The sequence below is a fragment of the Nostoc commune NIES-4072 genome, from assembly GCF_003113895.1.
GTDB lineage: Bacteria > Cyanobacteriota > Cyanobacteriia > Cyanobacteriales > Nostocaceae > Nostoc > Nostoc commune.
In genome coordinates this window covers 2,793,807-2,818,613 of sequence record NZ_BDUD01000001.1, presented here as the reverse complement: position 1 = coordinate 2,818,613, position 24,807 = coordinate 2,793,807, and the positions used below count along the sequence as shown (strand labels likewise).

General features: G+C 41.0%; 27 protein-coding genes and 4 pseudogenes. 16 read left to right on the top strand and 15 right to left on the bottom strand.

What is annotated here, in order from left to right:
- Positions 1–4: 4 nt before the first annotated feature.
- Both CDC33_RS12485 and CDC33_RS12480 read left to right on the top strand, forming a co-directional pair.
- Complete coding sequence (locus CDC33_RS12485) at positions 5–1,669, top strand: arylsulfatase (protein WP_244919215.1); 1,665 nt, start codon at positions 5–7, stop codon at positions 1,667–1,669.
- Positions 1,670–1,905: 236 nt separating this feature from the next.
- A pseudogene (locus CDC33_RS12480) lies at positions 1,906–2,922 on the top strand (ISAzo13 family transposase).
- A 166-nt stretch (positions 2,923–3,088) separates the two neighbouring features.
- On the opposite strand, the gene CDC33_RS38660 reads toward CDC33_RS12480, so the two are convergent.
- The 3 genes from CDC33_RS38660 to CDC33_RS12470 form a co-directional block, all read right to left on the bottom strand.
- The gene (locus CDC33_RS38660) at positions 3,089–3,250 is read right to left on the bottom strand and encodes a hypothetical protein (RefSeq protein WP_181373986.1); all 162 of its coding nucleotides are present in this window, start codon (positions 3,248–3,250) and stop codon (positions 3,089–3,091) included.
- 576 nt (positions 3,251–3,826) lie between these two features.
- Positions 3,827–4,012 (bottom strand): hypothetical protein, encoded by a 186-nt coding sequence (locus tag CDC33_RS12475; protein WP_109008745.1) that lies wholly within the window; start codon positions 4,010–4,012, stop codon positions 3,827–3,829.
- Positions 4,013–4,076: 64 nt separating this feature from the next.
- Entirely contained in the window at positions 4,077–4,268 is a 192-nt protein-coding gene (locus CDC33_RS12470) for a hypothetical protein (RefSeq protein ID WP_244919214.1), read from the bottom strand.
- A 12-nt stretch (positions 4,269–4,280) separates the two neighbouring features.
- Between CDC33_RS12470 and CDC33_RS40360 the strand changes: the two genes are divergently transcribed.
- Together CDC33_RS40360 and CDC33_RS40355 are read left to right on the top strand one after the other, a co-directional pair.
- On the top strand, positions 4,281–4,796 hold the full coding sequence (locus tag CDC33_RS40360; protein ID WP_244919213.1) for a hypothetical protein: 516 nt from the start codon (positions 4,281–4,283) through the stop codon (positions 4,794–4,796).
- A 27-nt stretch (positions 4,797–4,823) separates the two neighbouring features.
- Complete coding sequence (locus CDC33_RS40355; protein ID WP_244919212.1) at positions 4,824–5,588, top strand: helicase HerA domain-containing protein; 765 nt, start codon at positions 4,824–4,826, stop codon at positions 5,586–5,588.
- Positions 5,589–5,626: 38 nt separating this feature from the next.
- Here the strand turns inward: CDC33_RS40355 and CDC33_RS12460 are convergent, their stop codons facing one another.
- Complete coding sequence (locus CDC33_RS12460; protein WP_280524447.1) at positions 5,627–5,866, bottom strand: double zinc ribbon domain-containing protein; 240 nt, start codon at positions 5,864–5,866, stop codon at positions 5,627–5,629.
- Between the two features lie 159 nt (positions 5,867–6,025).
- Positions 6,026–6,292, bottom strand: coding sequence for a helix-turn-helix domain-containing protein (locus tag CDC33_RS12455; RefSeq protein ID WP_244919211.1), 267 nt, complete (start codon positions 6,290–6,292; stop codon positions 6,026–6,028).
- A 77-nt stretch (positions 6,293–6,369) separates the two neighbouring features.
- Here CDC33_RS12455 and CDC33_RS40350 point away from each other — a divergent pair, with 77 nt between their 5' ends.
- From CDC33_RS40350 to CDC33_RS12435, 3 genes and pseudogenes are all read left to right on the top strand, one after another.
- Positions 6,370–6,621 (top strand): hypothetical protein, encoded by a 252-nt coding sequence (locus CDC33_RS40350; protein ID WP_109008744.1) that lies wholly within the window; start codon positions 6,370–6,372, stop codon positions 6,619–6,621.
- A gap of 121 nt (positions 6,622–6,742) precedes the next feature.
- Positions 6,743–7,480, top strand: a pseudogene (locus CDC33_RS12440) (Tn3 family transposase); the annotation flags it as partial.
- A 38-nt stretch (positions 7,481–7,518) separates the two neighbouring features.
- On the top strand, positions 7,519–9,099 hold the full coding sequence (locus CDC33_RS12435) for a TniQ family protein (RefSeq protein ID WP_109008743.1): 1,581 nt from the start codon (positions 7,519–7,521) through the stop codon (positions 9,097–9,099).
- Positions 9,100–9,238: 139 nt separating this feature from the next.
- Here CDC33_RS12435 and CDC33_RS40345 read toward each other — a convergent pair.
- Positions 9,239–9,875, bottom strand: a pseudogene (locus tag CDC33_RS40345) (ISL3 family transposase); the annotation flags it as partial.
- Between CDC33_RS40345 and CDC33_RS12425 the strand changes: the two are divergent.
- Positions 9,871–10,927: pseudogene (locus CDC33_RS12425) on the top strand (ISNCY family transposase); the annotation flags it as partial. The pseudogenes CDC33_RS40345 and CDC33_RS12425 sit on opposite strands and share 5 nt — an antisense overlap.
- A gap of 211 nt (positions 10,928–11,138) precedes the next feature.
- Here the strand turns inward: CDC33_RS12425 and CDC33_RS12420 are convergent.
- The 6 genes from CDC33_RS12420 to CDC33_RS12395 form a co-directional block, all read right to left on the bottom strand.
- Entirely contained in the window at positions 11,139–11,759 is a 621-nt protein-coding gene (locus CDC33_RS12420; protein ID WP_244919405.1) for an IS630 family transposase, read from the bottom strand.
- Entirely contained in the window at positions 11,690–12,088 is a 399-nt protein-coding gene (locus CDC33_RS12415; protein ID WP_244919209.1) for a helix-turn-helix domain-containing protein, read from the bottom strand. Before CDC33_RS12415 ends, CDC33_RS12420 begins: the two co-directional genes overlap by 70 nt.
- Before the next feature lie 44 nt (positions 12,089–12,132).
- Positions 12,133–12,468, bottom strand: coding sequence for an HNH endonuclease (locus tag CDC33_RS12410; protein WP_109008741.1), 336 nt, complete (start codon positions 12,466–12,468; stop codon positions 12,133–12,135).
- A complete protein-coding gene (locus tag CDC33_RS12405) occupies positions 12,465–12,827 on the bottom strand; it encodes a hypothetical protein (RefSeq protein WP_109008740.1) in 363 nt (120 codons plus the stop codon). The genes CDC33_RS12410 and CDC33_RS12405 overlap by 4 nt, the downstream gene beginning before the upstream one ends.
- Before the next feature lie 227 nt (positions 12,828–13,054).
- Positions 13,055–14,002, bottom strand: a complete 948-nt coding sequence (locus CDC33_RS12400) for an IS5 family transposase (protein WP_109008739.1) — start codon at positions 14,000–14,002, stop codon at positions 13,055–13,057.
- 36 nt (positions 14,003–14,038) lie between these two features.
- The gene (locus CDC33_RS12395) at positions 14,039–14,524 is read right to left on the bottom strand and encodes a PAS domain-containing protein (protein WP_244919208.1); all 486 of its coding nucleotides are present in this window, start codon (positions 14,522–14,524) and stop codon (positions 14,039–14,041) included.
- Between the two features lie 45 nt (positions 14,525–14,569).
- On the opposite strand from CDC33_RS12395, the gene CDC33_RS38645 reads away from it, so the two are divergent.
- Both CDC33_RS38645 and CDC33_RS12390 read left to right on the top strand, forming a co-directional pair.
- Positions 14,570–14,707, top strand: a complete 138-nt coding sequence (locus CDC33_RS38645) for a hypothetical protein (RefSeq protein ID WP_181373985.1) — start codon at positions 14,570–14,572, stop codon at positions 14,705–14,707.
- 23 nt (positions 14,708–14,730) lie between these two features.
- Positions 14,731–14,985 carry a hypothetical protein gene (locus CDC33_RS12390; RefSeq protein WP_109008737.1) on the top strand — a complete coding sequence of 85 codons (255 nt, stop codon included), beginning with the start codon at positions 14,731–14,733 and terminating at the stop codon, positions 14,983–14,985.
- 99 nt (positions 14,986–15,084) lie between these two features.
- Here CDC33_RS12390 and CDC33_RS12385 read toward each other — a convergent pair whose 3' ends face one another.
- Positions 15,085–16,332: an ISL3 family transposase gene (locus CDC33_RS12385; RefSeq protein WP_109008736.1), complete on the bottom strand. Its 1,248-nt coding sequence runs from the start codon at positions 16,330–16,332 to the stop codon at positions 15,085–15,087.
- A 235-nt stretch (positions 16,333–16,567) separates the two neighbouring features.
- Between CDC33_RS12385 and CDC33_RS12380 the strand changes: the two genes are divergently transcribed.
- The 3 genes from CDC33_RS12380 (at position 16,568) to CDC33_RS12370 (ending at position 19,361) form a co-directional block, all read left to right on the top strand.
- Entirely contained in the window at positions 16,568–16,768 is a 201-nt protein-coding gene (locus CDC33_RS12380; RefSeq protein ID WP_109008735.1) for an aspartyl/asparaginyl beta-hydroxylase domain-containing protein, read from the top strand.
- A gap of 297 nt (positions 16,769–17,065) precedes the next feature.
- Complete coding sequence (locus CDC33_RS12375; RefSeq protein ID WP_109008734.1) at positions 17,066–17,266, top strand: hypothetical protein; 201 nt, start codon at positions 17,066–17,068, stop codon at positions 17,264–17,266.
- A 181-nt stretch (positions 17,267–17,447) separates the two neighbouring features.
- Positions 17,448–19,361: a sensor histidine kinase gene (locus CDC33_RS12370; RefSeq protein ID WP_109008733.1), complete on the top strand. Its 1,914-nt coding sequence runs from the start codon at positions 17,448–17,450 to the stop codon at positions 19,359–19,361.
- A gap of 5 nt (positions 19,362–19,366) precedes the next feature.
- Here CDC33_RS12370 and CDC33_RS12365 read toward each other — a convergent pair whose 3' ends face one another.
- Both CDC33_RS12365 and CDC33_RS12360 read right to left on the bottom strand, forming a co-directional pair.
- On the bottom strand, positions 19,367–20,347 hold the full coding sequence (locus CDC33_RS12365) for a sugar-binding transcriptional regulator (RefSeq protein ID WP_109008732.1): 981 nt from the start codon (positions 20,345–20,347) through the stop codon (positions 19,367–19,369).
- Positions 20,348–20,448: 101 nt separating this feature from the next.
- On the bottom strand, positions 20,449–21,249 hold the full coding sequence (locus tag CDC33_RS12360) for an SDR family NAD(P)-dependent oxidoreductase (protein WP_109008731.1): 801 nt from the start codon (positions 21,247–21,249) through the stop codon (positions 20,449–20,451).
- A 148-nt stretch (positions 21,250–21,397) separates the two neighbouring features.
- Here CDC33_RS12360 and CDC33_RS12355 point away from each other — a divergent pair, with 148 nt between their 5' ends.
- The 3 genes from CDC33_RS12355 to CDC33_RS12345 all read left to right on the top strand — a co-directional run bounded on the left by CDC33_RS12355 (position 21,398) and on the right by CDC33_RS12345 (position 24,753).
- Positions 21,398–22,765 (top strand): ABC transporter substrate-binding protein, encoded by a 1,368-nt coding sequence (locus CDC33_RS12355; RefSeq protein ID WP_109008730.1) that lies wholly within the window; start codon positions 21,398–21,400, stop codon positions 22,763–22,765.
- A gap of 141 nt (positions 22,766–22,906) precedes the next feature.
- Positions 22,907–23,830 (top strand): carbohydrate ABC transporter permease, encoded by a 924-nt coding sequence (locus tag CDC33_RS12350; RefSeq protein ID WP_109008729.1) that lies wholly within the window; start codon positions 22,907–22,909, stop codon positions 23,828–23,830.
- 101 nt (positions 23,831–23,931) lie between these two features.
- Positions 23,932–24,753 carry a carbohydrate ABC transporter permease gene (locus tag CDC33_RS12345; protein WP_109008728.1) on the top strand — a complete coding sequence of 274 codons (822 nt, stop codon included), beginning with the start codon at positions 23,932–23,934 and terminating at the stop codon, positions 24,751–24,753.
- The last annotated feature ends 54 nt before the right edge of the window (positions 24,754–24,807 follow it).

The window sequence follows — 24,807 nt, the reverse complement described above, 5'->3', positions numbered from 1 at the left end:
TTGTATGACTGATCCTCACAAGAGAGATTCTTTGTATGCATCTCTGAAGTTAACTTCTGGTGCGTTCGCGCAGCGTCTCCGAAGGAGAATCGCCTTTTTGACAGCCCTAACGCTAATATTTTCTAGTCTCTTACCTCTACCTGCTTGGGCGGACTATGGCGACAAATTGCCATTACCCCAACCATCTTTTAAAGGCAAAATTGGCCTTACTTACAAAGAATCCGAACCAGACTTCCCCAAACCTATTAAGGCTCCAGAAAATGCACCAAACGTGTTGCTGGTGTTGCTTGATGATGTCGGTTTTGGACAAACCAGCACCTTTGGCGGTCTGATCGATACGCCTAATTTAGACCGTCTAGCAGAAAGGGGATTGCGTTATAACCAATTCCACACTACAGCACTTTGCTCTCCTACCAGAGCCGCATTGCTCACGGGACGCAATCATCATTCTGTGAATACAGGTGTGGTTGAGGAGTTAGCCACAGGCTATCCAGGTTATACAGCGATTTTACCTAGAAGTGCGGCAACGATCGCTGAAGTATTGCGAGATTATGGATATAACACAGCCGCTTTTGGCAAATGGCACAATACCCCAGACTATGAAACCAGTGCAGCAGGCCCATTTGATCGCTGGCCAACAGGTTTAGGTTTTGAGTACTTCTATGGATTTCTGGGCGGTGATACTAATCAATGGAGTCCAGCTTTGGTGGAAAATACCCAACATATTCAGAAACCAAATCGCCCTGATTATCATCTCACCCCCGATCTAGCAGACCATGCAATTAAGTGGATTCGTACTCAGCAAGCGATCGCTCCAGATAAACCCTTCTTTACCTACTTTGCCACTGGCGGTACCCATGCCCCACACCATGCGCCCAAGGAATGGATCGACAAGTACAAGGGTAAATTCGATCGAGGTTGGGATAAATTACGCGAAGATATCTTTGCTTGTCAGCTAGCCTTGGGTGTAATTCCCGCCGATACTAAGCTCACTCCTCGCCCGGCAGAACTCCCGGCTTGGGATTCCCTCACTCCCACCGAGCAGAAAGTTTATGCGCGTCAGGCGGAAGTATTTGCAGGTTTCCTCAGCCATACCGATGCACAAATTGGTAGAGTGATTGATGCCATAGACCAACTGGGTGAATTGGATAACACCTTAGTCTTTTTCATCGCCGGTGATAATGGTGCGAGTGCTGAAGGCGGTTTAACAGGTAGTGTTAATGAATTAAAAGTCTTTAATGGCGTAGCAGAAAGTCCTCAAGAAGTTCTCGCGGCAATAGAAGATTTAGGTGGGCCAAAAACCTTCAATCATTTTCATGCAGCTTGGGCTTGGGCAGTAGATAGCCCCTTCCAATGGACAAAACAAATTGCTTCTCATTTCGGCGGAACCCGCAATGGTTTAGTTGTGGCTTGGGGCGATGCCTCCGGCGGGCTTCGCCAACGCATCAAAAATCGTGGTGGACTGCGAAGCCAATTCCATCATGTAATTGATATTGCTCCCACAATTCTGGAAGCTGTGGGGATTGAAGAACCAGAGGTAGTCAACGGTGTAAGGGACTTCCAAAAAATAAAATCAGCAATAAATAGAATAATAATCATTTTGAAGAGGGAGAGAGGAGCAGCCATTGGCTGCTCCTCTCTCCCCCAAGTTGTAGTAAATTTAACTTAGATTCAAATTTTTGGGTATTTGAAGTGTCAATACAATTAACTGATTCACTGAAAAATCTGCTCCAAGAAACAGCAACTCAATTAAAAGGTGCTGCCAGACGGCGTTTTCAAGCGCAGACTGTTATCGAATTAGGCCACGGAGGGCAACTACTGGCTCAACAGGAATTAGGATGGGATAGAAATACGATTCGTAAAGGGATTAAAGAATTAACTAGTGGCATTACTTGTGTAGATAATATGAGTGCGAAGGGGCGTAATAAGGCAGAGGAACATTTACCACATCTGTTAGAAGATATCAAAAACTTAGTTGATTCCCAAAGCCAAACTGACCCAAGTTTTAAAAGCCAAAGACTATATACACGCCTCACGGCTAGTGTTGTAAGAAGGCTATTAATTGAAAAACTTGGGTATAGTAAAGAAGAGTTACCAACTGAAGAAACAATTCGCCTCAAATTGAATTATTTAGGTTATAGACTCAAACGAGTAGCAAAAGTTTTACCTCAAAAAAAATTCCAGAAACGGACGCAATTTTTGAGCAATTAGCACTCTTTTAATCAATCAGCTAAAGATGATGAAAGCGTTTTACGTCTAAGTCTTGATGCCAAAGCTCGTGTAAATATTGGCGACTTTGACCGTGGAGGTAGAAATCGAGTTCCAACGGAGACTCAAGACCATGATTATGATCCAAAAACAACTGTAAAACCCTATGGTATCTTCCTTCCAGAGTTAGATGAACTATTTTTATACTTTACAGAATCGAAGGTGACAAGTGATTTTATTGTTGATATTTTAGCAGATTTTTGGAAAAGCGAGAGTTGGCGATTTGCAGATATAAAAACACTTGTTCTTAACCAAGATAATGGTGGAGAAAATAATTCTAGACGTACACAATTCATGAAACGTATAATCGAGTTTGCTCATCAATATCAACTTAACATACGTTTAGCTTACTATCCCCCATATCACAGCAAGTATAATCCAATCGAACGAACATGGGGGATCTTAGAAAAGTCTTGGAATGGCAGCGTTATAGATGAGGTAGAGACGGCTTTAAAATTTGCTGAAAACATGAGATGGAAAGGTAAACATCCAGTTGTAAAGTTAGTAACTCAAACTTACTCTATCGGAGTTAAGCTTACTAAGAAAGCTATGTCAGCCATCGAAAGTCAAATCCAGCGTCTAACCAATTCTACAAATGAAAAATTTCCCAATCTCGGAAATTGGTTTATTGATATCTGTGGTGGAGTAACCTAATTAGAGTCCATTTTTATAAAAGGTTGAAGCTGTCAAAATAATCAATACTAATTATTATCATGCACCTGAAATTTGCTACAGAGTGCAAAGCTTTTAATGGATATTTAAGGGGGGAGAAAGCGGTTGCCTTCAGCAACCGCTTTCTCCCCCCTTAAAATGATTATCATTATTGTTTAAGCGTGTATTCTTGATTTTTGTTGATTAATTTATTCTTTGGAAGTCCCTTATAAATAGTCTCTAAGGTATTGACTATTGCGGTTATCTCGTGGCGCAGCGATCGCCACCGAAAAGAGCGAGTACGCCATCGCTTAGGCTTAGTATCAGCCATTCCCCAAAGTCAGTAGACCGAAAAGTTTTCCAGAAGCGTTACCAGTCCTTGATCTGGGCTTTGGAATAGCAGGAGCCGAAATCAGCTTCTAAGGAGCGTTTCAAGAACTTTTGTTCTAGGCAGACTTAAGAGCGATCGCAACTGGCTATGATTGCTAGTCCCAAAACCGACGGCTGAAACCCTCATTGTTTCGTCAACTTCCAAAAGTTTTCGATCTACTGAAAGTATAGTGTCAGAAACTCGCTCGGGAAGCCATAGGGCGATTTTACTGGAAAAGCTTGAGTGGATAATGAGGGCCTTTGTTGTAAGTGAAAGGGACATTAATTTTAAAAAACTGGATTTACATAGCTAGACCATCATTTAACAGTGAACAGTGAACAGTAAACAGTTATCAGTGATCTATTTATCCCTGGGTTTAAGTCCCCCACCTCCAGGTGGAATGCGTTGGTGGCGGGTCTAAATCCCCCACCATACGCCTGATAACTGATAACTGATAACTGATAACTGATTTAAATTGCACAGAGCTAAAAAATCGAGCGTTTGGACACTAATTATTTAAAACTGACAAATAATTCTTTAATGGACACCAAATAATTGATTTAGTCTAGCTAGTCTCTCCTCGTTCGTTAATGGTGGTTGTGGTTCTATAATTTGATTGGCAATAAATTCTACGTCTATGATTATCTCTGTCCCATCTGGAATATTATTGAGTTCTTCTAATATTTCGATGTTTTGACCACGTTTTATCCCTCTAACCTTCATATTTGATTATCTCCTGTAATTATTAGTTGACGGTTGACAGTTGTCTGTTAATGGTGAACAGCCCTCAATCATCAATCTCTAAATTCAAACTCATTTGTCCATAATTTAAGGATAGCTCAGGTTGCAGATAAGACACTTTCGCTTTGATTTCATCCATAGCCAACCACAAATCTAATAACGCTTTTTCTTCAGTCAGGCGTTTCTTTTCATCACCAATGCGCGGAATTATTTTTAACGCTATTTCAAATGTCCGCATAAATAAGTAACTGTGTTTTCGCGTGAAGTGATTTATGATGTTGAAATCATCACAGAAATCAGCCCAGCCGATCAAAAACTGACTAGGCTAACTCAACAATTAATAACTAGGCGTTCGCGTCATGCGGAAATAAGTGCCAGCAAAAAAACTATCGACGTAGCATCACAGATTAATACTGAATGGTCGGTAAATGCACAAAAGCAGTTATACACAGGTGATGTGCCAGAAAATCTAGCATTAATTGTTCTTGTATACCGCAACTCCTTAGAAGAAATTGATGATGCTTGCAGACTGATTTCAGGTTATATAAACCAGCCAACGGAGTTAATACGGGAAACCCAGTATGCATGGTCTATCTGGTTAGATACTTTACTGATAAAACAAAAACCACAACTAACAAGCCCTTACAACAGACGGACAACATTTTTCACGAGCGAGATAATCGGATTAACGCCAGTAATACAGAATATGAAAGCCGATGAAAAAGGCTTTGAATTGATTGCGGATGAAGCGCACTCACCAGTTTAGATAGATTTCGCAAAAACGAAGAATGTAATGATTATTGGTACTACAGGGAGTGGGAAATCAGTATTAGTATCGTCAATTATTGCGGAGTGCTTGGCAAAAGATATGTCAATATTAATTATCGATCTGCCAAACGATGACGGTTCAGGAACATTTGGAGACTTTACGCCATACTACAACGGATTCTACTTTGATATCTCCAGACAATCAAATAATATTGTTCAGCCGCTAGATTTATCAAAAATTCCATTAGAACAAAGAGAGGACAGGGTAAAAGCACATCGCAATGATGTAAATCTAATAGTGTTGCAGTTGGTTTTGGGTTCACAGCAGTTTGACGGGTTTCTTGCTCAAACAATAGAATCGTTGATACCTTTAGGGACAAAAGCTTTTTACGAAAATGCAGATATAGAGCGACGTTTTGAGTTGGCACACTCAGCAGGAATCGGAACGCCAGAGTGGGATAACACGCCGACTCTAGTTGATATGGAACAGTTTTTCCAAGCCGATTGTATTGATTTAGGTTATGAGGATGAGAATGTTGAGAAGGCGCTCAATTATATACGCTTACGACTACAGTACTGGCAGGCAAGCTCAATAGGAAATGCGATTTGTAAACCTTCAACTTTCCAAACAGACAGTAAGCTAATTACGTTTGCATTAACAAATCTGCAATCGGACAGAGAAGCAGAGGTGTTCGGGATGTCAACGTATATTGCGGCATCGAGACAATCACTATCCTCGACAAACAGGGGTAAATATAGCAAAGCTGTTACCAGGGGCAAGATAGCCTGAAAGTATTGTGGAGTATGGGTTTGAGAAAAAAGAGTAGCTCATTGGATTTTAGCGTTTTTGACGGGCGTTTTATAAGCACAGCCACAAATTGGACAAAATCGGTGTCTCAAAGACAACACCAACTCACCGCAATTCGCGCAGTTAGCTCGAATCGGTGTACCGCAGAGATAACAAAACTTGGCTTTGACATGACCCCACATAGGGTCAACTGCAGCGCCAGGATTCCAACATTGGGGACAAAACTTAACCCCTCTAACCTGAGATACTTCCTCCCGGATTTCTCACAAAGGTTTAAACGAGTAGCCCAAAACGCTTATGCCATTTAGACTTGAGATAAAATACCCCGTTCACATACTGCTGTAATTCATGCAGTGTCTAAAACGCTCAAAATCTAAGCCTGATAAAGGTTTGGTCATAGCGATGCCTACGGCGGCAAGCTACGCACTGCTTGTGAGAAATGCGGGTTCCTCACCCTTGATCAGAGCATCCAAATATTCTTGAGGCACGCCAAGCGCGATCGCTAACCCTTGAAGTGTCCTACGATTAATTTTAACCGTAAGTCCCCGCTCAATTTTCCAGATAGAGCGTCCATGTATACCAGCAGCATCCGCCAACTGAAACTGAGTTAAATTGAGTTTCTTCCTGATCCGCGATACATAACTGGACAGAGATTCAGATGGCTGAGGAGTTTTAAAAGTATCCATAAAAAGCTGTTAGTTAACTGCTCAAAAGATATATAATTTATCAATAAAAAACCAAGCGAGAGAATACAGAAACAACCGTGAAATCGGCTGTAACTTTAGCCACTGTCACGACCGAATTTTTAGAGCGTCCTGGTCTAGCACCCAGTACTAGAGAAACCTATGAACTGACCCTCGGACTTTTACGTATTGAAGAATTATGCTCGTTAATGGGACATGAAAGCATTCAGACAACTTTACGTTACGCTAAAGTCACCTCACAGAAATCAGAATCAGCCGCACGTCATGCCTTGAATATACTAATTAATTCTGACCAAAAAGCTGACCTTTAAGGCAATTATATAGAATTACTCAGTTCCAGTATGTTTTTCACAGAGAAACAGCATTTTATCTCAGTTAAAGATTCTTACCCCAAAGAAGATAGAATACTGTTTGGTTGAAGAGTGAGACTTAATGAAAAAAACCTGGCAGCCAGAAGAATTAGTAGAGTATTGGACGCTACTCCCAGAAGAATTAGCACTACTGAATCAGAAAAATGACGAAAATCGGTTAGGTTTTGCTATATTGCTCAAGTTTTTTGAGATTTATGCCAGATTCCCTGAAAATAATCAAGAAATATCCAAAAATGTTGTTGATTATGTTGCCAAACTTTTAGATATTTCTCCCCAAAAATACTCTTTACTGGGTTTTCAGTTAATGCCGCGTCTTAAACGTATCAATGTTCAGAAATTATACCGTCCGTCAACTGGAAATAATGATGCTTATCCAAACTTGCAACCGATTTTAACTCGCGCTATTAATTGGGATTTAATTCGCCAACAATACGACCAAATGGTTAAGTATGCTACTGCTCTGCGTTTGGGTATGGCGGAAACTGAAGCCATCTTAAAGCGTTTTACTAGGGGTAATTTATTACACCCTACTTATCAAGCATTATCCGAATTGGGCAAGGCTGTAAAAACTATATTTTTATGTAAATACCTGCATTCGGTTGAACTGCGACAAGAGATAAATGCTGGACTAAATGTCGTGGAGAACTGGAATAGTGCTAACAGTTTTATTTTTTATGGCAAGGGTGGGGAGATTGCTACTAATCGTTTGTCCGACCAAGAATTAGCTGTGTTATCTCTGCATTTACTCCAGATATCTTTGGTATATATAAATACGTTGATGATTCAGGAGGTTTTGTCCACGTAAACCTCAACGGGATTCCGTAGGGATTGAAACTCATGAAGTATAAGAAATTAAGTATTTATGAATCGTTAGAATTACACCCACCGGAAATTTCCGAATGTAGCCGTTTATATTCTTTAGAGCCAATTGGAATTGGAACACCTGATTGTGAAAGTTTGACCAGTTATATAATTCGTTTATCTCAAGCTCATTGTGTGACTGTAAACAAGCTACTTCATCCCAACATTCTCAAGCATTTTGAAAGAAAAGATTTATCTGATTATAGCCAATTAATTTACCGATTACTTAGATTACCTCAGAATTTAAAATCTTTCAATGGATTAGGATTAATTACCACTAAATTATCTCAACAACTAGAAGCTTTAACTTTACGTAATGATTTATCTTTTCTCACTATGCTTTCTTGGTCTGAGGTTACTACTTATCATCAACTATTTCGTGGCCATCAAGCTTGGTGTCCAGTTTGCTATGAAGAATGGCAGATGAATAAAAAACCTTTGTATACTCCCCTACTTTGGTTTCTTCATCCAGTTAAAATTTGTCTTCACCATTGCCAATACTTACTTGAGGAGTGTCCTCATTGCCAGAAGATGCTCCCGATAATTGTAAAGCAAATGCAACCTGGTTACTGTTCACAATGTGGCAAGTGGTTAGGATCTTCCTCATCAATTAAAACCTGTCCTCAAAGCATATACGAAGATAATATTAAGTGGCATGAATATGTAACAATAAGTATCGGCGAGTTAATTGCTGCTGCTCCTCATCTATCTTCTCTGCCAACGAGGGACAGAACTGCTCAGGTTCTCAATGCTTATTTTAGTGCTAATAATATAACTAAAGGGAAGATAGCGACATTTACTCGTTTTATTGCTATTGATCCTGGAAATATATTTGCTTACATTTATAAAAAACGAATTCCCAGAATTGATAAGCTACTACAAATTACATCTGCCTTACAAGTATCGCCATTGAAATTCTTTACGGAAGATATCAATACTCTTATTGGTAAACTCCAGGTTAATTCTCAGCCATTTGTCAAAGTCCAAGACCAAGATAATAAACCAAAACAAACAAAATTAGACAAGATAAAAATTCAACAAGTTCTTACAGAAGCTCTTGGTGAAGAAGCACCTCCGAGTCTCACAGAAGTTGCTAAACGCCTTAAATGCTCCCGTCAGTCTCTCAAAAATTATTGTCCTGAACTACATCAAATACTCAAATTGCGTCATGCTGAATATGTGAAAACCATTAGTAAGTATTCTTTAAAAATGAGACATTTCTTGGAAGCAGGACTGATAGAAAATCCTCCTCCTTCAATGCAATCTCTTATCAAACGACTTGAGATAAATAACAGTCCCACGTTGTATAAACTCTTTCCTGAGCTTTGTCATCAAATCTCCAAGCGTCACAAAGAATATCGAAACGCTTGCACATTAGAGAAGAGAAATCAAGTGATTCATGAAATGAATGAAGCTATTTATAAGCTTCATAAGCAGGGAAAAGAACCTACCCTTGCTCAAATTAGGAAACTTTTAACAAAACCAGGATATACACGGGATCAATTTTTTCAAAATGCCTTATTTAAAACTCGAAAGGAACTCGGTTATGAAAATTGATATACCACGATAATAATGATTTGATAAATCATGCTCAACCTAGTTCTTTTAGGGGAAACCAATATTTTTGTTCATCTCTGCTTGGAAGCATAACTTTTCTGAGGTCTATGTCACTTAAAGGATAAGATGGTTCTTGGCAACTGAGGAGGTAATCATGATAAGGGTTGAGAAGACTCAGACCGTGGTCGCTACGTTCACGACGTTCGGTAAAAGTTGAGCTACGCAAGTAATTGAATACGGTAGTTTTAGAAACTCCCAGCTCTTGAGCGATTGCTAGCCCTGATAAGCCAATAGACCGCAGTCTCCAAACTTGCTCATGGATTTCCCTCCGTCTATCCCGTGCTTTGGCGGATTGAACTTTTCTTTTTAAAGATGTGTTTTGGGGAAACCTTGGCACAACTGGACTCTTATTAGTCTCAGCAATCATGGAAAGGTTATCGGGGAAAGGCAGAGAGCAGACGGCAGACGGCAGAATGTTGGTTTGAGGGTTTTCCTGTACAGTCAATCCGTCTGTATTCTCTGCCAAAAAGGGTTTAACATCGCCACACTCGTTTTGAATTTCAGTGGTCTGCAATTGTGTGGGGTATGTATCCTCATCCAATTCCCGAATGCCTTCAATTAGTGATGTTTCCACCTCTAAATGCACTTTAGTATCAGTACTAAATACTTGTTTTTCCACAACTTTTACGTACTTTGGTATTCATACCAAAGACTTGATAGAGCGTTTGAGATAAGTTCTGCAATAAGTGAAAACGGTCTGCAACTTGAATAGCTTCTAAGGGAAAAGATAATGCTGAAAGTTTATTTTCAATTGAGATAATTCCCAGTGATAATCAAATAAGAAATTTGTTAGATCCAGTTCCTGCTACCAGAATATTTAATTCTTTTGAAAAAGTCTATCAATGGTTAAAGTTAAATGGAGTTTTGAAAAAGTTTCTCTACTTAGATGGAGAAATTTTAATCGCCTTAGATGGCACAGAATATTTCTCATCTAAGAAAATTAATTGCTCTCATTGTAATTGTCGTCATCATCGAAATGGAACTACAACTTATTTTCATGGCTGTGTCACACCTGTTATGGTTTCTCCTAATCAAAAACAAGTGAAAAACTACGAACCAGAATTTATTAAAAAACAAGATGGGCATCAAAAATAAGATTGTGAAAATGCGGCTGTTAAAAGATGGTTAAATAAGAATCATCAAAATAAGTATGGCTATCCTGTAACCATTTTAGGAGATGACTTGTATTCTCGGCAACCTATTTGTCAATTAGCACTAAAACAAGGTTATAATTTCATTTTTGTTTGCCTAGAAACGTCACACAAAACTTTATATGAATGGCTAGAATTCTTAGAAAGAAGTGGAGAAGTTACAACTGTTGAAAAGAAACAATGGGATGGGCGAAAAAATCTAATTTATCGTTATCGTTATGCTTCTAGAGTTCCGCTACGAGATGGAGACTCAAGTCTTGAAGCTAATTGGTGTGAAGTAACTGTTATTAATGAGAAAACACAGAAAATTATCTACAGAAATAATTGGATCACTAATCATAAAATCACTCTCAATAATGTTGAGGAAATTGTCAAAGCTGGACGCAGTAGGTGGAAAGTTGAGAATGAAGGTAATAACGTTCTAAAAAATCACGGTTACAATTTAGAGCATAACTTTGGTCATGGTCAAAATCATCTGTGCGAATTTTTATTGTCTTTAAATTTACTAGCTTTTTTATTCCATACTGTTTTAGATTTAGTTAATTATACTTATCAAAAAGTTCGTGAGCTATTAGCAACTCGGACTAGTTTTTTTAATGATATTCGTACCTTATTAAAATTTATTTGGTTTAAAAGTTGGTCGGAGTTTTTCTTATTTATTCTTGCCGAATATATCCCGCTCACAAAAGGAAATTCTAGTTAAAAATGTCAAAATTCGAGGGGAGGTAAAGATTATTAATTGAGAGAACTTACAAAAAAAGGTCGGAATTTCAGCTATATTTATAAGTTGAAATCTATTTTTTAATGGGCAGATATTTACAGCAATTTTCAGGTAAATAGACCACAGTGATTGAACCAACCGAAGGCATCTTCTTCGGTAATGTAATTGACAGCAAGAGCCATTGCTTGGTCGAGTGATTCGAGCGTGCGTGCTTCACAGGAACGGAGAAATTGCTTGAGTTTCGACCAACATAATTCTATAGGAGATAAATCTGGAGAGTAGGGGGGCAAAAACTTGACTTTTGCACCGACAGACTCAATTGCAATTTTGACACGTTCGGCGTGATGAACTTTCAGGTTATCCATGACTACAATAGCTCCTTTCCACAACTGAGGTGCTAAGACTTGAGTGACATAAATAACAAATGCCTCAGTATTTATGCTTCCTGGCACGGTCATTGCTGCAACCAGTCCATCAAGGTTCAAAGCACCCACTAAAGAAACTTTTCCACCTTTATTTCCAGGAATACTACCAACTGCTCTTTCGCCATCTACTGCTCTGGCGAACAACCTTGTCATTGATAAATTTAATCCGGCTTCATCGACAAATAAGAGGTTTCGGACATCAATTTTATCTAAACTTCGCCGATAATCGTGCCTTAGCTCTTGCACTCGTGGGCTATCTTGCTCGCTGGCATAAAGACTTTTTTTTTTACACGTAAGCCTAATTTTTCTACAGCACGGTGCATTGTTGTGATACTCACATTTATCCCTGTATGTTCTGCATAGCGATCGCATAATTCTCTGAGTAACAAATCATTTTTTCCCTCAACCAAAAACTGGATAAACGATAGATGTTCGTTAACTATTGTCGGCTTTTGGTATCCTCCACGTCGTTTCGCCTCGATTTGTCCATTTGTCCGATATTGACGCAGTAGGTTTCGCACAAATGATAAGCTAACCTTAAATCTTTGCGCCAATTGACGTTGAGAGCCTTCTTTTGCTTCCCAAGCCCTAATCACACGCTCACGCAAATCCTTTGAGTAAGATACTGGCATCTATTTAAACAATGCTATCTCTTCAGTCTATCTGAATATGTGGTTCAATTACCTGAAAATTGCTGTAAAGGCACAAATTCAGACCCACTCAGGCGAAAATGTTCATGCCAGATGTCTTGGCGAGGATGATACAAGGGTACAATTTTTCCGGTTTCTGGATCGACAGAGGCGAGATCACTTCCTTTGTGCTTATTGCACAGAGTACAGGATAGGGCTAAATTTTCCGCTTCAGTCCGTCCACTATGTTTTTCCGCAATGATGTGGTCAATCTCATGAGGCGCAAAGGTAGCGACATCAGGAATCAGACAATACTCACAACAAGCTTTTGCCCGTTCATAAACCTGTCTTCGGAGAGCTACAGGAATATAGGTTTTACTCATTCTGCGTCAGCTTCTTTGATCTTCAAGAAGGCTCTAGCCTTAGCCATTCTGACAATATGCTCTAAATATTGATACCCCTGCCATTGCTGCTCTTCTGTTGCGGTTAAACCTACCGTCCGATTTTTTTCTAGGAGAGTGTTAATTTGAGCTTGCAGGGATTCAGAGGGACGCAGGGCAATAATAGCTTCAGCAGTGGGTAGGCTTGCCAGAAATTCTACAACTTCAGCCATACCTGAAAATCCTGACTGAGCGATCGCATTCAATTCTCGTAACCCTAACTCTAGGATTTGAGGCAGTTTGTCTGCAAAGGGTTGAAGCTGATTGACAACTTCATCAGGTAAGTCAAATGTAACTTGCATAGACGTTTGCTTTTACTACAAGGATACACTTTCTGGATTTTAGCTGACAGAATATTCCACAATTAAATCAATCGGATACCGCGTACCTTTGGTCGGCGTAGCCATCACAATTGTAATTAATCGTTTGGTTCTAAAAGCTTGCCCAAATGCTAATTCGCCGATAGTTATGTTCGGCTTTGTTGCATGAAACAGGAAAAAGACACACTAAATCTTAGCAGAGTGAATGATTATTTTTCCACTTTATAACTATCTGGTTTACCTAATTGAATCATGCGATTAAGTGCAGCACATTGCAAGAATAACTCAACAGCTTGATTGTCAAAAAAGCGCCGTTTTAGCTTACCCCCAAAAATAATTTTGAGTCTAAACATAGCTGTTTCAGATAAAGAACGTCGATGATATCTGCTTTCTTGCTTCCATTGTTGGCGACCAATTTGATGTATCCGACGCAAATTTTCATCTCTTTGATGTGGAGGTAGTTCAGAGTTATTAGGCTGTTGAATCTGAGCGTTACTGCGAGGTGGAATTACTGCTTTGGCTTGGCGTTGAGTGATTGTATTGTAACAGTTAAATGTGTCATAACCGCCATCACCAGATACTTGTTCAATATTGGAGTCAATCTGCTCCAACAAGTCGGGTAGTACCTCGCAATCAGCTATATCATTAGTAGTTACCACCGCAGCCAAAATCTCTCCGCTTCCTTGATCAACTCCCAGATGCAACTTCCGCCACGTCCGTCGTTTACCTACCCCATGTGTGCGAACTTTCCATTCTCCTTCACCATACACTTTTATCCCAGTTGAATCCACTACAAGATGGATTGCCTCATCCTTTGGGATTACGGGCAGTTCCACCGATAATTTGCTCAAACGACGGCATGGGGTGGAGTGATCTGGCACTTTCAACTCAACCCCCATTAAGATAAACAGCGATTCCAAAAATCCTTCCGTTTGCCGACCTGCTAAGTGAAACACCGATTGTACAGTTCCCATCGTAGCGATCGCCACGTCACTATAATAATTGGAGGCTCCTTTCCGTCCTGTCTTTTTTTCATTGCGCCATTGTTCAATTACTTCCTCATTCACCCAGAAAGTCAGACTACCTCGCTGCTTGAGCGCCGCGTCGTAAGAGTGCCAATTACGAACTTTATAACTGGCTTTAGCTTGAGTGTTCATAGTCAGGCTGTCGGGGTCTTACTGGAGAGGGGAAATTCATAAGTATAATTTACCATTTTCCCTAATCGTGCAACAACGCCTTCCTCGTATGTGCGGTTGACAAACCGATAACGCAATGACCGTTTGGTTCTCATCTCGCAAGGGGACAGTGTGGGTTTCCAACCAGCGATGCCTTCCCTTCAGTCCAACCATTTCAAACTCTAGCACCCCAGACTCGCCCTGAAAGACACGTTCTGTCAAGGCTTTCCGTGCGGCACGGTGTTCCTCAACCACAAGCGGATAAATTGAGCGTCCCTGCACCTCTTCGAGAGAGTCTGCCTCAATTATTGCGAGTCCTGCCGGATTCATGTCCAAAAGTGTGCCATCAGCCGCCACGAGCTTTACACACTCTGGTTCGGACTGTACAATCGTTCTCAGCAGAGTCTCACTCTTCGCTAGTTTTGTTTCGGCAAGTTTTCGCTTGGTGATGTCTTGAAAGGTGGCGATCGCATACGCCTCAAAAAGATGGATGTGGCTTTCCAATTGACAATTTGACAAGTACGAATGAACTGGGAGCAACGCGAAAAAGTGAGATCGGGGTTTAGTTCTCAATTACACCCCTATATTCTCAACAAAATCTGGTTTTTTAGTTGCGATCGCATCCTGAAACAAGCTATATACGTCCCAGATTTTAGCACCTCACAAAATCGCGTTGCTCCCGAATGAACTTGTGACAGTTAGAGTGCGGAATGTGGGTTAAAACTGCTGAAATGCCTACTATCTATACATTTTATCAGTTTTACGCTCCGGTTTTTTCTGAGTTTGTGAGAAATCCGGGTGTACTCCGTTGTCATCTGGGTTTAATTGTACCTAAGGGACTTCCAAAGAATAAATTATTCCAAGAAAAACAAGAGACAGGTTTTATCAAGAATGATAATCATTTTAAGAGGGGAGAAAAGGGGTTGCCCTCGGCAACCCCTTTTCTCCCCCTCATCTATGCATGAAGAATCTATACACTTGTCGTCTGCTTTGAAGTTAGACAGTGTAAAATTAGTATGTTTTGTAGCTAAATAAATGGGTTCTTCAGTACCTAGTATGCTAAATTAATAGTTAAAATGCCAGTTAAGTAAACTTCTAATTTTGAAATTATCAAAATTACTAAAGCCAAAAGCAGACCTTTTAATCAACTTCAATTTATTATTAATACCCTCTACAATTCCATTGGTAGTCCTGTGGTCAAAATAGGCAATTATCTCATCAAACCACCGCAGCATCGTGTTCTGATTTTCGGGATAATATTGCCTAGCTGAAACGAACCAATTGCCCAGTTCAAATAAAGCTGCTAGCCAATCAATTGGTTTTTGAAAAATCATTCTTAACTCTTCTTTTAGCTGATGCATCTTTCCAAGAGTGGGAGAGACTTCTTTAACTTGCTCTAACTTATCTCTTTGTTTTTCAGTCAAGTTATCTTCATTCTTGAGTAATGCATATTTACTCTTACTTAAGCCTGATAACATCTGCTCTTTATCTGATTGACAATCAATTTTCTCTGCCTCTCTTTTTTCCTTTTTTCTTTGGTTATCTAGTTCAGTATTTACTTGTTTCATTACATGAAATCTATCGGCGACTACCTGTGCATTTGGCATTAATTCTTCCACAAGATTTTTGTAAGGAATCCACAAATCTATGCTGACCTCTTCAATCTGTAACAAAACTTCTGTTCCCCATCTAGCAAGGACTTCGGCTATTTTCTCTTTTCGGCGTAGGTGAAACCCGCCGCAGGCATCGCTAATCATTTCGATAAGTTTACCTTGGTCTAAATCTACTAGAACTGCACAGTATTTTCCTTGTCCTTTGATTAACGCTATTTCATCAATTCCTAGCCGTTTTAATCCTATTGGTTTTTCATGATTTAATTGATGATATGCATCTTTTAACATTGTTTCAATTTCTTCGGGAGTTACGTTATTTCTTTCAGCGACACTTTTGATATCATTTTCTAGTACCTGCTCCACAATATTATTTGCTAATCTATTAGTATATTTCCTTCTTATCTTGACGAAATCAAGTTGTTCACTGAATGGTTTATTACATATTTTGCATTTGAATTGTCGTCGATTTATTTCCAGATATACTGGCTGACCCATTAAGGGTAAATCTTTTACTAAATAGCGATGATTTTGATGTATTTTATGACTCAAATTCCCACACCGAGGGCAAATAGCTTCATTTCGTTCTGATGCAAGATGTAATATTATACCTACACCTTCATGTTGAATGTAATTTATTACTTTTACTCCCTCTAGATTGACTAGCTCCGTTAAAATTTTTGAGTGGGATTTTGATAACATAGCGTGATAAAAACTTATTTAATTAATTTTGATAACCATAATTAACAGCAATTTTACTCTCTAAGTCAAGTCTGGCAACGATTATAGTTTTAAATTAATACGATAATTTCAGTTTTGTGTCGGATTTTTGCTAATTTTTTGGCATACTAGGTACTGAAGAACCATCATTATTCAAATTACTACAAAAGGGGGATGAAGGGGCTGCCGTCGGCAGCCCCTTCATCCCCCTTTTGAAATGATTATCATTATTGTTGATGGAATAGTTTATTTTCTGGAAGTCCCTAATGACTGTGCAATACGTGTAGGACATGAAACTAAAAATTGGGAAGAAGGCAAGTGCTTAGTTTTTGATGATACACTTGAGCATGAAGTTTGGAATCATGGTAACATTCCTAGAATAATTTTATTAATTGATTTTAAAAAGTCTAATTTTTGAAATTTACCTTACTTGGTGGTAGTACGTTTAGCCTTAAGGTCGATAATGCCAAAGTCGGGATTAAGGAGGCGAAAATCCGCGAGGAGATGATGGGATAAATTAACCATAAAGAATGCGTGTTTTAAATGTCTATAACTAGCAACTTGGGTTAATATACCAGTCCGCTTTGATTTTTGAAATTATTTGCGTGGTGCGCGTTCGCGGAGCGTGTCGCAGACAAGCCTCTCGTAGAGAAGCGTCTCGCAGAGAAGCACAAGCGCGATAGATAGGCAGTGGGAAATAAGGAGTAGCCTTGCCGTGACTTGTACTGAGCGACTTGCCTTGACTTGTGCCGAGCGAAGTCGAAAGGAGTCGAAGTGGCGTAGCCGAACGAGAATAGAGAATGATTTGGCAGACTTAGCCAATACTGAGTTAGAAAAAGCTGATTTTTGGGCAGACTACTTTAAACAAATAGCTGATTTAACGTTGATCAAGTATGAATACAGCAGTTGGTTGTGAAGAAAGCAGGAGACAAACGGCAGTAAGCTGTTCTACCTTTAAATTGCATGAGTTGGGCGGGCTTTTCGGCCCATGCCACAATAGTTATGTTTAATTCTATTATGCAAATTAGATGTTTTTTAGCTTATTCCTCCAGCAACATTAGCTTTGTTGTTAAATTTTAATTTGGAGCAAAGTAACAATGATGCTTAAATTACGCAGATGCTGGTTGAAAATCAACCCCTGGCGCTATGTTTCAATCAACAAAAGTTACTACTCATCGAAATGGCGATTGCGAAATTTACTGTTGTTATCAATTGTGGTGATTTTGTCTATTAGTATTAGCGCCACGGCTATCACTAGTTACAACATTGTTAAGGGATTGTTGCTCGATAGTCTCAAGGAGCAAGTACTGTTAAAAACATCCCAAGGTCAGGATGATATTGATAACTGGTTAGCCATTCGTAAAACAGAAATTAAGACTTTAGCAAATTCTCTTGTGGTGCGATCGCTAAATTTGTCTGCGATTCAACCTTACTTGCAATCTGAGGTAAAGCGGCTGCAAACGTTTTTACTTATGGCTTTGGCTACACCGGATGCTACATTAATTAATACTTACGGGGATCATCTTAATGTTAAAGATCGAGAATTTTTTAAGCGGAGTATGGTGGGTGAAACGGTAGCTGCCGATCCAATTATTGGTTATACAACTGATCAGTTACAGATTAGTTCGCCGATTCCTGCCGAAACAGGCACAAAGCCAGCAGGTGTATTGATGGGAGGAATTCCGATTAACCGGGTAGTTGAGGTGATCAGCAATTTACATCAAGGTAAGGGCAGCTATGCCTTTGCGCTGAATTCTCAAGGAGTTCCCATCGCCCATCCCAACATAAAACTCATTGGTACACCTGAAAAAGCTGCTCAGAGTTTCCTTAATTCGCCCAATCACAGGTTAGCGGAAATTGCCCAAAAAATGGTAGCTAAACGCACAAATATTGAATTGGTTCGACTGGATGGTAGATGGAGCTATATTGCTTACACTCCTCTCAGAGAAGCAAATTGGTCGGTAGCGTTAGTTGTGCCACAAGAAAATATTGAATCGCCATTGCACGCGTTGAACCTGTTGGCTACAGTTTTAGGAGGATTGCTGGTGGTTGGATTGATCAGTGCATGGCGACAGGTGCAACTATATGAACAAATTCGCAATCGCGCCTTTGTTTTCAGTCAGCAGGCGCAGGAACTCAGCAAAACCTTAAAAGAATTGCAAAATACCCAAGCTCAACTTATCCACACTGAAAAAATGTCTAGCCTGGGACAATTGGTGGCTGGGGTGGCACACGAAATCAATAATCCTGCTAATTTTATTCACGCCAACCTCAACCATGCAAGTGTTTACAGTCAAAACATCCTCGATTTGCTAAAGCTTTATGAACAAACCTATCCAAATCCTACACCAGAAATTCGCGATCGCGTCCAAGACCTTGATATTGAGTTTCTAGCAGAAGATTTACCCAAGCTCATGGCATCGATGCAAGTGGGAACCAAGCGCATTCGTCAAATTGTGCTGTCGCTGCGTAATTTCTCGCGCCTTGATGAAGCAGACATGAAATTTGTAGACATTCATGAAGGATTAGACAACACTCTGATGATTCTGAATCATCGTCTGACAGCCACGCCCAATCAACCAGAAATTCAGATTGTTAAGAAATACGGTGATTTACCCCTAGTAGAATGCTACGCAGGGCAACTAAATCAGGTGTTTATAAATGTTCTGATGAATGCGATTGATGCACTTGAAGAAGCCAGCCAAAAACGGAGTTTTGAGGATATTAAAACCAACCCCAATCAAATTAAGCTCCAAACCCAAATTGATAAATCAAGTCATTACGCGATCATTCAGATTTACGATAATGGTATTGGAATGGCAGAGGATGTCAAGCAACGGGTATTTGACCACATGTTTACTACTAAACCTGTGGGCAAAGGAATGGGATTAGGAATGGCGATCGCATATCAAATTGTTGTAGACAAACATGCAGGAATTATTGAAGTTGATTCTACGCCAGGATGTGGAACAGAGTTTACCATCCGTATTCCTTTAATAAGTAAAAAGTAAACTTATTAAATTTTAGAAAGAATCGCTTGGGCAGCAGCTTCATCGGTAATTAGTCCTGTAATTAACTTGCCATGCAGAGCAGCCAAAATCGCCTCCGACTTTCTCACAGTGCCCGCCACACCAATAATCAACCGATGAGCGGGTTGTTCGAGGGCTACACTGGCAACCCGACTGTTTGTCCCCTCTTGCAACAATACTCCGCGATCGCTATAAGCCCAACCTGCAATTTCTCCGACTGCTCCCAGTTCAATTAATTCAGCCACCTCATCGTCATTGATGAAGCCGTCTTGATGTAACGGAGCATTCCAAGCAATGTGGCTAATTCCGACAAAGGTTACTTTGGCTTGTTCTGCAAGAGTTTTGACGGTGAGAAACGATCGCTGAGTCTGCAAGAGTTCCCGTTCTTCGACACTGGTTGCAACAACGGGAGTCGGCACTGGGTAAGCTTGGGAACCGACGCGATCGGATAAATGCATAACTACTTCGTGACGACCTGCACGCCCAGAATGGGACATATTGCCAATAATTGACACAATCTTATGCTGGGGTTGGTTCATTGAGGGTATCTGCTCCACCATTGTTCGCAATGTGCGACCTGATGACAACGCTAGTATGGTCGGGGTTTTAGCCATCAGGTAAGCCTCTAGGTGGGTGGCAGCACATACACCAATTCCGTATAATGTATCACCACTACCTGCATCAGTTGGTACTACTTCACAAAGTGACAGATCAAAGCGATCGCGTAACGACTCAGCCAGAGCAATGCATTCACTCAGGGGATGATCGAGTCGAAATTTAATCAATTTTTCACTGACTGCTAGTGCCACTAAGCGTTGTGCAGCTTGCCGGGACACATTGAGCTTGGTGGCAATTTCTTCTTGCGTATTGCCAGCGATGTAATAGAGCCAAGCAGCATGAGCAGCCAAGTCTAATTTGCGCGCCCGAAGGGGAGTGGCATCGCGCCGCTCTAAAAAAGGTTGTCCCATATACTACCTGTAAAAACTATGTATCTATCAAAGGCATGATTGCATTATTTAGACTATATGCCCAAAGAAATAATCTTTGCTCAATTATTTTTAAATTTCTATTATCCCCCAGTCACCTCTAAGTTAAACCCAGTAATGTAGCTTGCCTCTTCACTCATCAAAAACGCTACCCCATTTGCCACCTCTTCCAGGCTTCCTAAACGCCGCATTGGTATTGAATTAATCATCTGTTGCTCAACTACTTTGGGATCGGCATCAAAGTACTGCGATCCCACTGCTGCTTGCAATTCGGTTTGTCGCGTCCACATAAAACCAGGGCCAATCAACGCAGGCGAGAGTGCATTCACCCGAATGCCATAAGGAGCCAAGTCTTTCGCTGCCGTCTGAGTAATTCCAATCACTGCAAACTTTGAAGCAGCATAAGCCAACATATTTGGTGGCCCAACTACCCCTGCATAACTCGCCATATTAACGATCGCGCCTCCACCTGCATCGCGTAATTGCTGTGCAGCCGCCTTGAGAATGTAGAAAACGCCGACAACGTTAATGTCGATCACCTTTTGAAAGTCGTCTTCAGGATATTCGTCAGTCTTGGCAAACACTCCTTGATAACCCGCATTATTAAATACATAGTCGATCCGCCCAAACTGCTTTACAGCGCCAGTAAAAGCTTTGGCAACATCATCACTAGCTGTAACATCACAACCAAACGTGCCAACTGGAACGTTGTAACCTTTTAGTTCCCCAGCCACATCTGCCATCTTTGGTTCATTCAAATCTAGCAAGGCTATTGCTGCACCATTGGCAGCAAAACGATGTGCAGTTGCCTTGCCAATATCTCCTGCACCGCCAGTAATTAGGATCGTCTTACCTGCAAATTGATAAGTTGCTTTTGCCGTCATAGATTCAACTTGTTATTGAAGAATTGTTGCAAATGACCGTGATCGAAATCAGATTGGTATGATTTCTATTATTGAGCTTTTGTCCAAAATTAGAGCATAAAATCAAAAATTTATTTCGTTCGGTTTTTTACTTTAAAGGAGTCATGCGATGCGTATCCACCGCTTCGCTAAAGTGGTAGCTGCATTTCTCGCTGGAGTGATGCTGGCGCAACTGCTATATGCTTGCTCACCGCGAGGTCTGCGACTGGCTACGCCTACGCAAGCCGCAGAGAAAACTAAACTAACGATCGCCACTGTTAATAATGGCGATATGGTGGTGATGCAAGGGCTTTCTCGGAAATTTGAGCAAGCTAATCCTGATATTCAACTCTGGTGGGTTGTGCTGGAAGAAAATGTGTTACGCCAACGCACAACTACAGATGTTGCTAGCCAGGGTGGGCAGTTTGATGTCATGACCATTGGTTCTTATGAAACACCAATCTGGGCTAGACGGGATTGGTTAAGACCCTTGGATCTAGGCGCAAACTATGACGTAAACGACTTGCTCAAACCTATACGAGAAGGACTTTCCAATAACGGCAAACTATATGCCGTGCCATTCTATGGGGAAAGTTCCATGCTGTACTACCGAAAAGACTTGTTTGAAAAAGCCGGGATTGCGGTTCCTCAACAGCCAACTTATCCCCAAATAAGAGAATGGGCAAGCAAAATCCACGACCCAGCGCATGGGGTTTATGGAGTTTGCTTGCGCGGAAAACCCGGTTGGGGTGAAAACATCGCATTTGTTTCCACATTGGTTAATACCTATGGTGGACAGTGGTTTGATATGAAGTGGCAACCAACGATTAATACTCCAGCTTGGAAAGAGGCGATCGCCTTTTATGTCGATTTGCTCAACAAATATGGGCCGCCAGGAGCTAGTTCTAATGGATTCAATGAGAATTTGGCATTATTCTCGACTGGTAAATGCGGTATGTGGGTAGATGCAACCGTTGCTGCCGGGTTGTTATCCAATCCCAAAGAATCCCAAGTGTATAACAAAGTTGGCTTTGCCCGTGCGCCAATTGAAAAATATCCCAACGGCTCAAATTGGCTTTGGGCTTGGGCGCTAGCGGTTCCAAAAACCTCAAAATCACCCGAAGCCGCACAAAAATTCGTTGCTTGGGCAACATCAAAGGAATACATTCAACTAGTTGCTAAGGAAAATGGCTGGGTTGCTGTACCACCAGGGACTCGGACTTCCACTTATGAGAATCCCAACTATCGAAAAGCTGCACCCTTTGCAAAAATCGTGCTGGCAGCAATCCAATCTGCTGATGTTACCCGTCCATCTGCACAACCAACTCCTTATAAGGGAGTTCAATATGTGGATATTCCAGAGTTTCAGGCGATCGGTTCTTCAGTCGGACAAACCTTGGCGGCGGCGCTAACCAATCGAACTTCGGTAGACCAAGCGTTACAGCAATCGCAGAAATCCACTGAACGTTTCATGAAACACACGGGTTATATCGAATAAAAAAAGGGGCATGGGGCATGGGGCATGGGGCATTGGGCATGGGGCATGGGGCATGGGGCATGGGGCATGGATAACCAGAACCAATGCTCACCCACAAAACTTTCACAATCTAAAATCCAAAATCTAAAACTTTATTAGATTATGTCTTCTTCATTAGCGGTAAAACCTCAACACGAAACGCCACCACCCACAAAGCAACGGACTACGCGGCAAGTGTCAACCTTACCTCTGGTTGCGCCTTCGGTCGTTCTCCTACTGCTGTGGATGATTGTGCCTCTGGTGATGACCGTATGGTTTTCCTTTCAGCGTTATAACTTGCTGAATCCAGATGCACGTAAATTCATTGGGATTGAAAATTTCACTTTCATCCTCAGTGACTCAGCTTTATGGACATCGATCGCTATCACAATAGTTTTGGTTGTTTCTGTTTTAGTAATCACAATTGGTCTAGGTACATTACTAGCAGTACTATTTGACCAAGACTTTTATGGTCGTGGAGTGGCGCGGGTGCTGGCAATTTCACCATTTTTCGTGATGCCCACAGTTAGCGCCCTGATCTGGAAAAATATGCTGATGCATCCAGTGAATGGGCTGTTTGCTCAAATTACTAGAGGTTTGGGTTTAGGAGCGATCGATTGGTTTGCCAGCGTTCCCTTGCTTGCCATCATTATTATTGTGTCCTGGGAATGGTTGCCCTTTGCCCTACTGATTTTATTGACTGCAATTCAGTCACTCGATCGCGATCAATTAGAAGCTGCGCGGATGGATGGTGCAAATGCGATCGCTCTATTCCGTTTTGTCATGCTACCCCATCTGAGCCGCGCCATTTCTGTGGTTGCCATGATTGAGACAATTTTCTTCCTGACAATCTTTGCCGAAATCTTTGTTACCACAGGCGGCGGGCCAGGACTTGCAACCACTAATCTAGCTTATTACATCTTCTTAAAAGCCTTGCTGGAATTCGATGTCGGCGGTGCTTCAGCTGGTGGATTAATTGCCGTAATCCTTGCCAACATCGTGGCAATCTTTTTGATGCGTAGTGTTGCCCGTAATTTGGATACTTAATAAACATCTCCAAAATAAGGCTACCAACGCAAACCAAAAAACCCAGATAAAACTGACTTACATAATTACGAATTACGAATTACGAATTACGAATTAGCATTATGGCACGTAAAACCTCGAAGATTTGGCTATGGACATTGCTCGGCTGGCTTGCTGCCTGCATATTGTTTTTTCCAATTTTCTGGATGTTTCTTACCAGTTTCAAAACTGAAGTAGCGGCAGTTTCAACTCCCCCTGAGTTGTTTTTCCGCCCGACATTGGAGAATTATATTGCCATCCAAGACCGGGCAAATTATTTCAATTATGCGTTTAACAGCGTAGCGATTTCCCTGGGATCGACTATAGTTGCGCTGCTGCTTGCCGTACCTGCCGCTTATGCAATGGCATTTTTCCCAACCAAACGCACCAAGGGCACTTTACTCTGGATGCTGTCCACCAAAATGCTGCCACCCGTTGGTGTGCTAGTACCAATCTACATTTTGTGTCGCAACGCCGGACTGCTGGATACTCACATCGGTTTGATTATTATTTATACCCTGATTAATTTGCCCATCGTCGTCTGGATGATTTACAGCTTCTTTAAAGAAGTTCCCAAAGAAATTCTCGAAGCCGATCGCATGGATGGAGCAACCACACAGCAAGAACTTGTGCATGTGTTGTTGCCATTAGCAGTACCCGGAATTGCATCCACTGCCTTGCTTTCGATTATTTTGTCATGGAACGAAGCATTTTGGAGCTTAAACTTGACAACAGCAGATGCCGCCCCACTTACAGCCTTTATTGCTTCATTCTCCAGCCCTCAAGGATTATTTTGGGCAAAACTTTCGGCAGCATCAACACTAGCGATCGCACCCATCCTTATTTTTGGTTGGCTGAGTCAACGACAGTTAGTGCGGGGTCTGACTTTTGGTGCTGTGAAGTAGAAGGCAGGCACTCTTACAGCTTTGCGTAAAATCTTGGCGAATTGAGGTTTTAAA

Bases quoted from the DNA above. Each gene is read 5' to 3' on its own strand.
- CDC33_RS12485 (WP_244919215.1), top strand. From the start codon at position 5: ATGACTGATCCTCACAAGAGAGATTCTTTGTATGCATCTCTGAAGTTA.
- CDC33_RS38660 (WP_181373986.1), bottom strand. From the start codon at position 3,250: ATGGCTGATACTAAGCCTAAGCGATGGCGTACTCGCTCTTTTCGGTGG.
- CDC33_RS12475 (WP_109008745.1), bottom strand. From the start codon at position 4,012: ATGAAGGTTAGAGGGATAAAACGTGGTCAAAACATCGAAATATTAGAA.
- CDC33_RS12470 (WP_244919214.1), bottom strand. From the start codon at position 4,268: ATGCGGACATTTGAAATAGCGTTAAAAATAATTCCGCGCATTGGTGAT.
- CDC33_RS40355 (WP_244919212.1), top strand. From the start codon at position 4,824: ATGATTATTGGTACTACAGGGAGTGGGAAATCAGTATTAGTATCGTCA.
- CDC33_RS12455 (WP_244919211.1), bottom strand. From the start codon at position 6,292: ATGGATACTTTTAAAACTCCTCAGCCATCTGAATCTCTGTCCAGTTAT.
- CDC33_RS12435 (WP_109008743.1), top strand. From the start codon at position 7,519: ATGAAGTATAAGAAATTAAGTATTTATGAATCGTTAGAATTACACCCA.
- CDC33_RS12415 (WP_244919209.1), bottom strand. From the start codon at position 12,088: ATGCCAGTATCTTACTCAAAGGATTTGCGTGAGCGTGTGATTAGGGCT.
- CDC33_RS12410 (WP_109008741.1), bottom strand. From the start codon at position 12,468: ATGAGTAAAACCTATATTCCTGTAGCTCTCCGAAGACAGGTTTATGAA.
- CDC33_RS12405 (WP_109008740.1), bottom strand. From the start codon at position 12,827: ATGCAAGTTACATTTGACTTACCTGATGAAGTTGTCAATCAGCTTCAA.
- CDC33_RS12400 (WP_109008739.1), bottom strand. From the start codon at position 14,002: ATGAACACTCAAGCTAAAGCCAGTTATAAAGTTCGTAATTGGCACTCT.
- CDC33_RS12390 (WP_109008737.1), top strand. From the start codon at position 14,731: ATGTGGGTTAAAACTGCTGAAATGCCTACTATCTATACATTTTATCAG.
- CDC33_RS12385 (WP_109008736.1), bottom strand. From the start codon at position 16,332: ATGTTATCAAAATCCCACTCAAAAATTTTAACGGAGCTAGTCAATCTA.
- CDC33_RS12380 (WP_109008735.1), top strand. From the start codon at position 16,568: ATGATTATCATTATTGTTGATGGAATAGTTTATTTTCTGGAAGTCCCT.
- CDC33_RS12370 (WP_109008733.1), top strand. From the start codon at position 17,448: ATGATGCTTAAATTACGCAGATGCTGGTTGAAAATCAACCCCTGGCGC.
- CDC33_RS12365 (WP_109008732.1), bottom strand. From the start codon at position 20,347: ATGGGACAACCTTTTTTAGAGCGGCGCGATGCCACTCCCCTTCGGGCG.
- CDC33_RS12360 (WP_109008731.1), bottom strand. From the start codon at position 21,249: ATGACGGCAAAAGCAACTTATCAATTTGCAGGTAAGACGATCCTAATT.
- CDC33_RS12355 (WP_109008730.1), top strand. From the start codon at position 21,398: ATGCGTATCCACCGCTTCGCTAAAGTGGTAGCTGCATTTCTCGCTGGA.
- CDC33_RS12350 (WP_109008729.1), top strand. From the start codon at position 22,907: ATGTCTTCTTCATTAGCGGTAAAACCTCAACACGAAACGCCACCACCC.
- CDC33_RS12345 (WP_109008728.1), top strand. From the start codon at position 23,932: ATGGCACGTAAAACCTCGAAGATTTGGCTATGGACATTGCTCGGCTGG.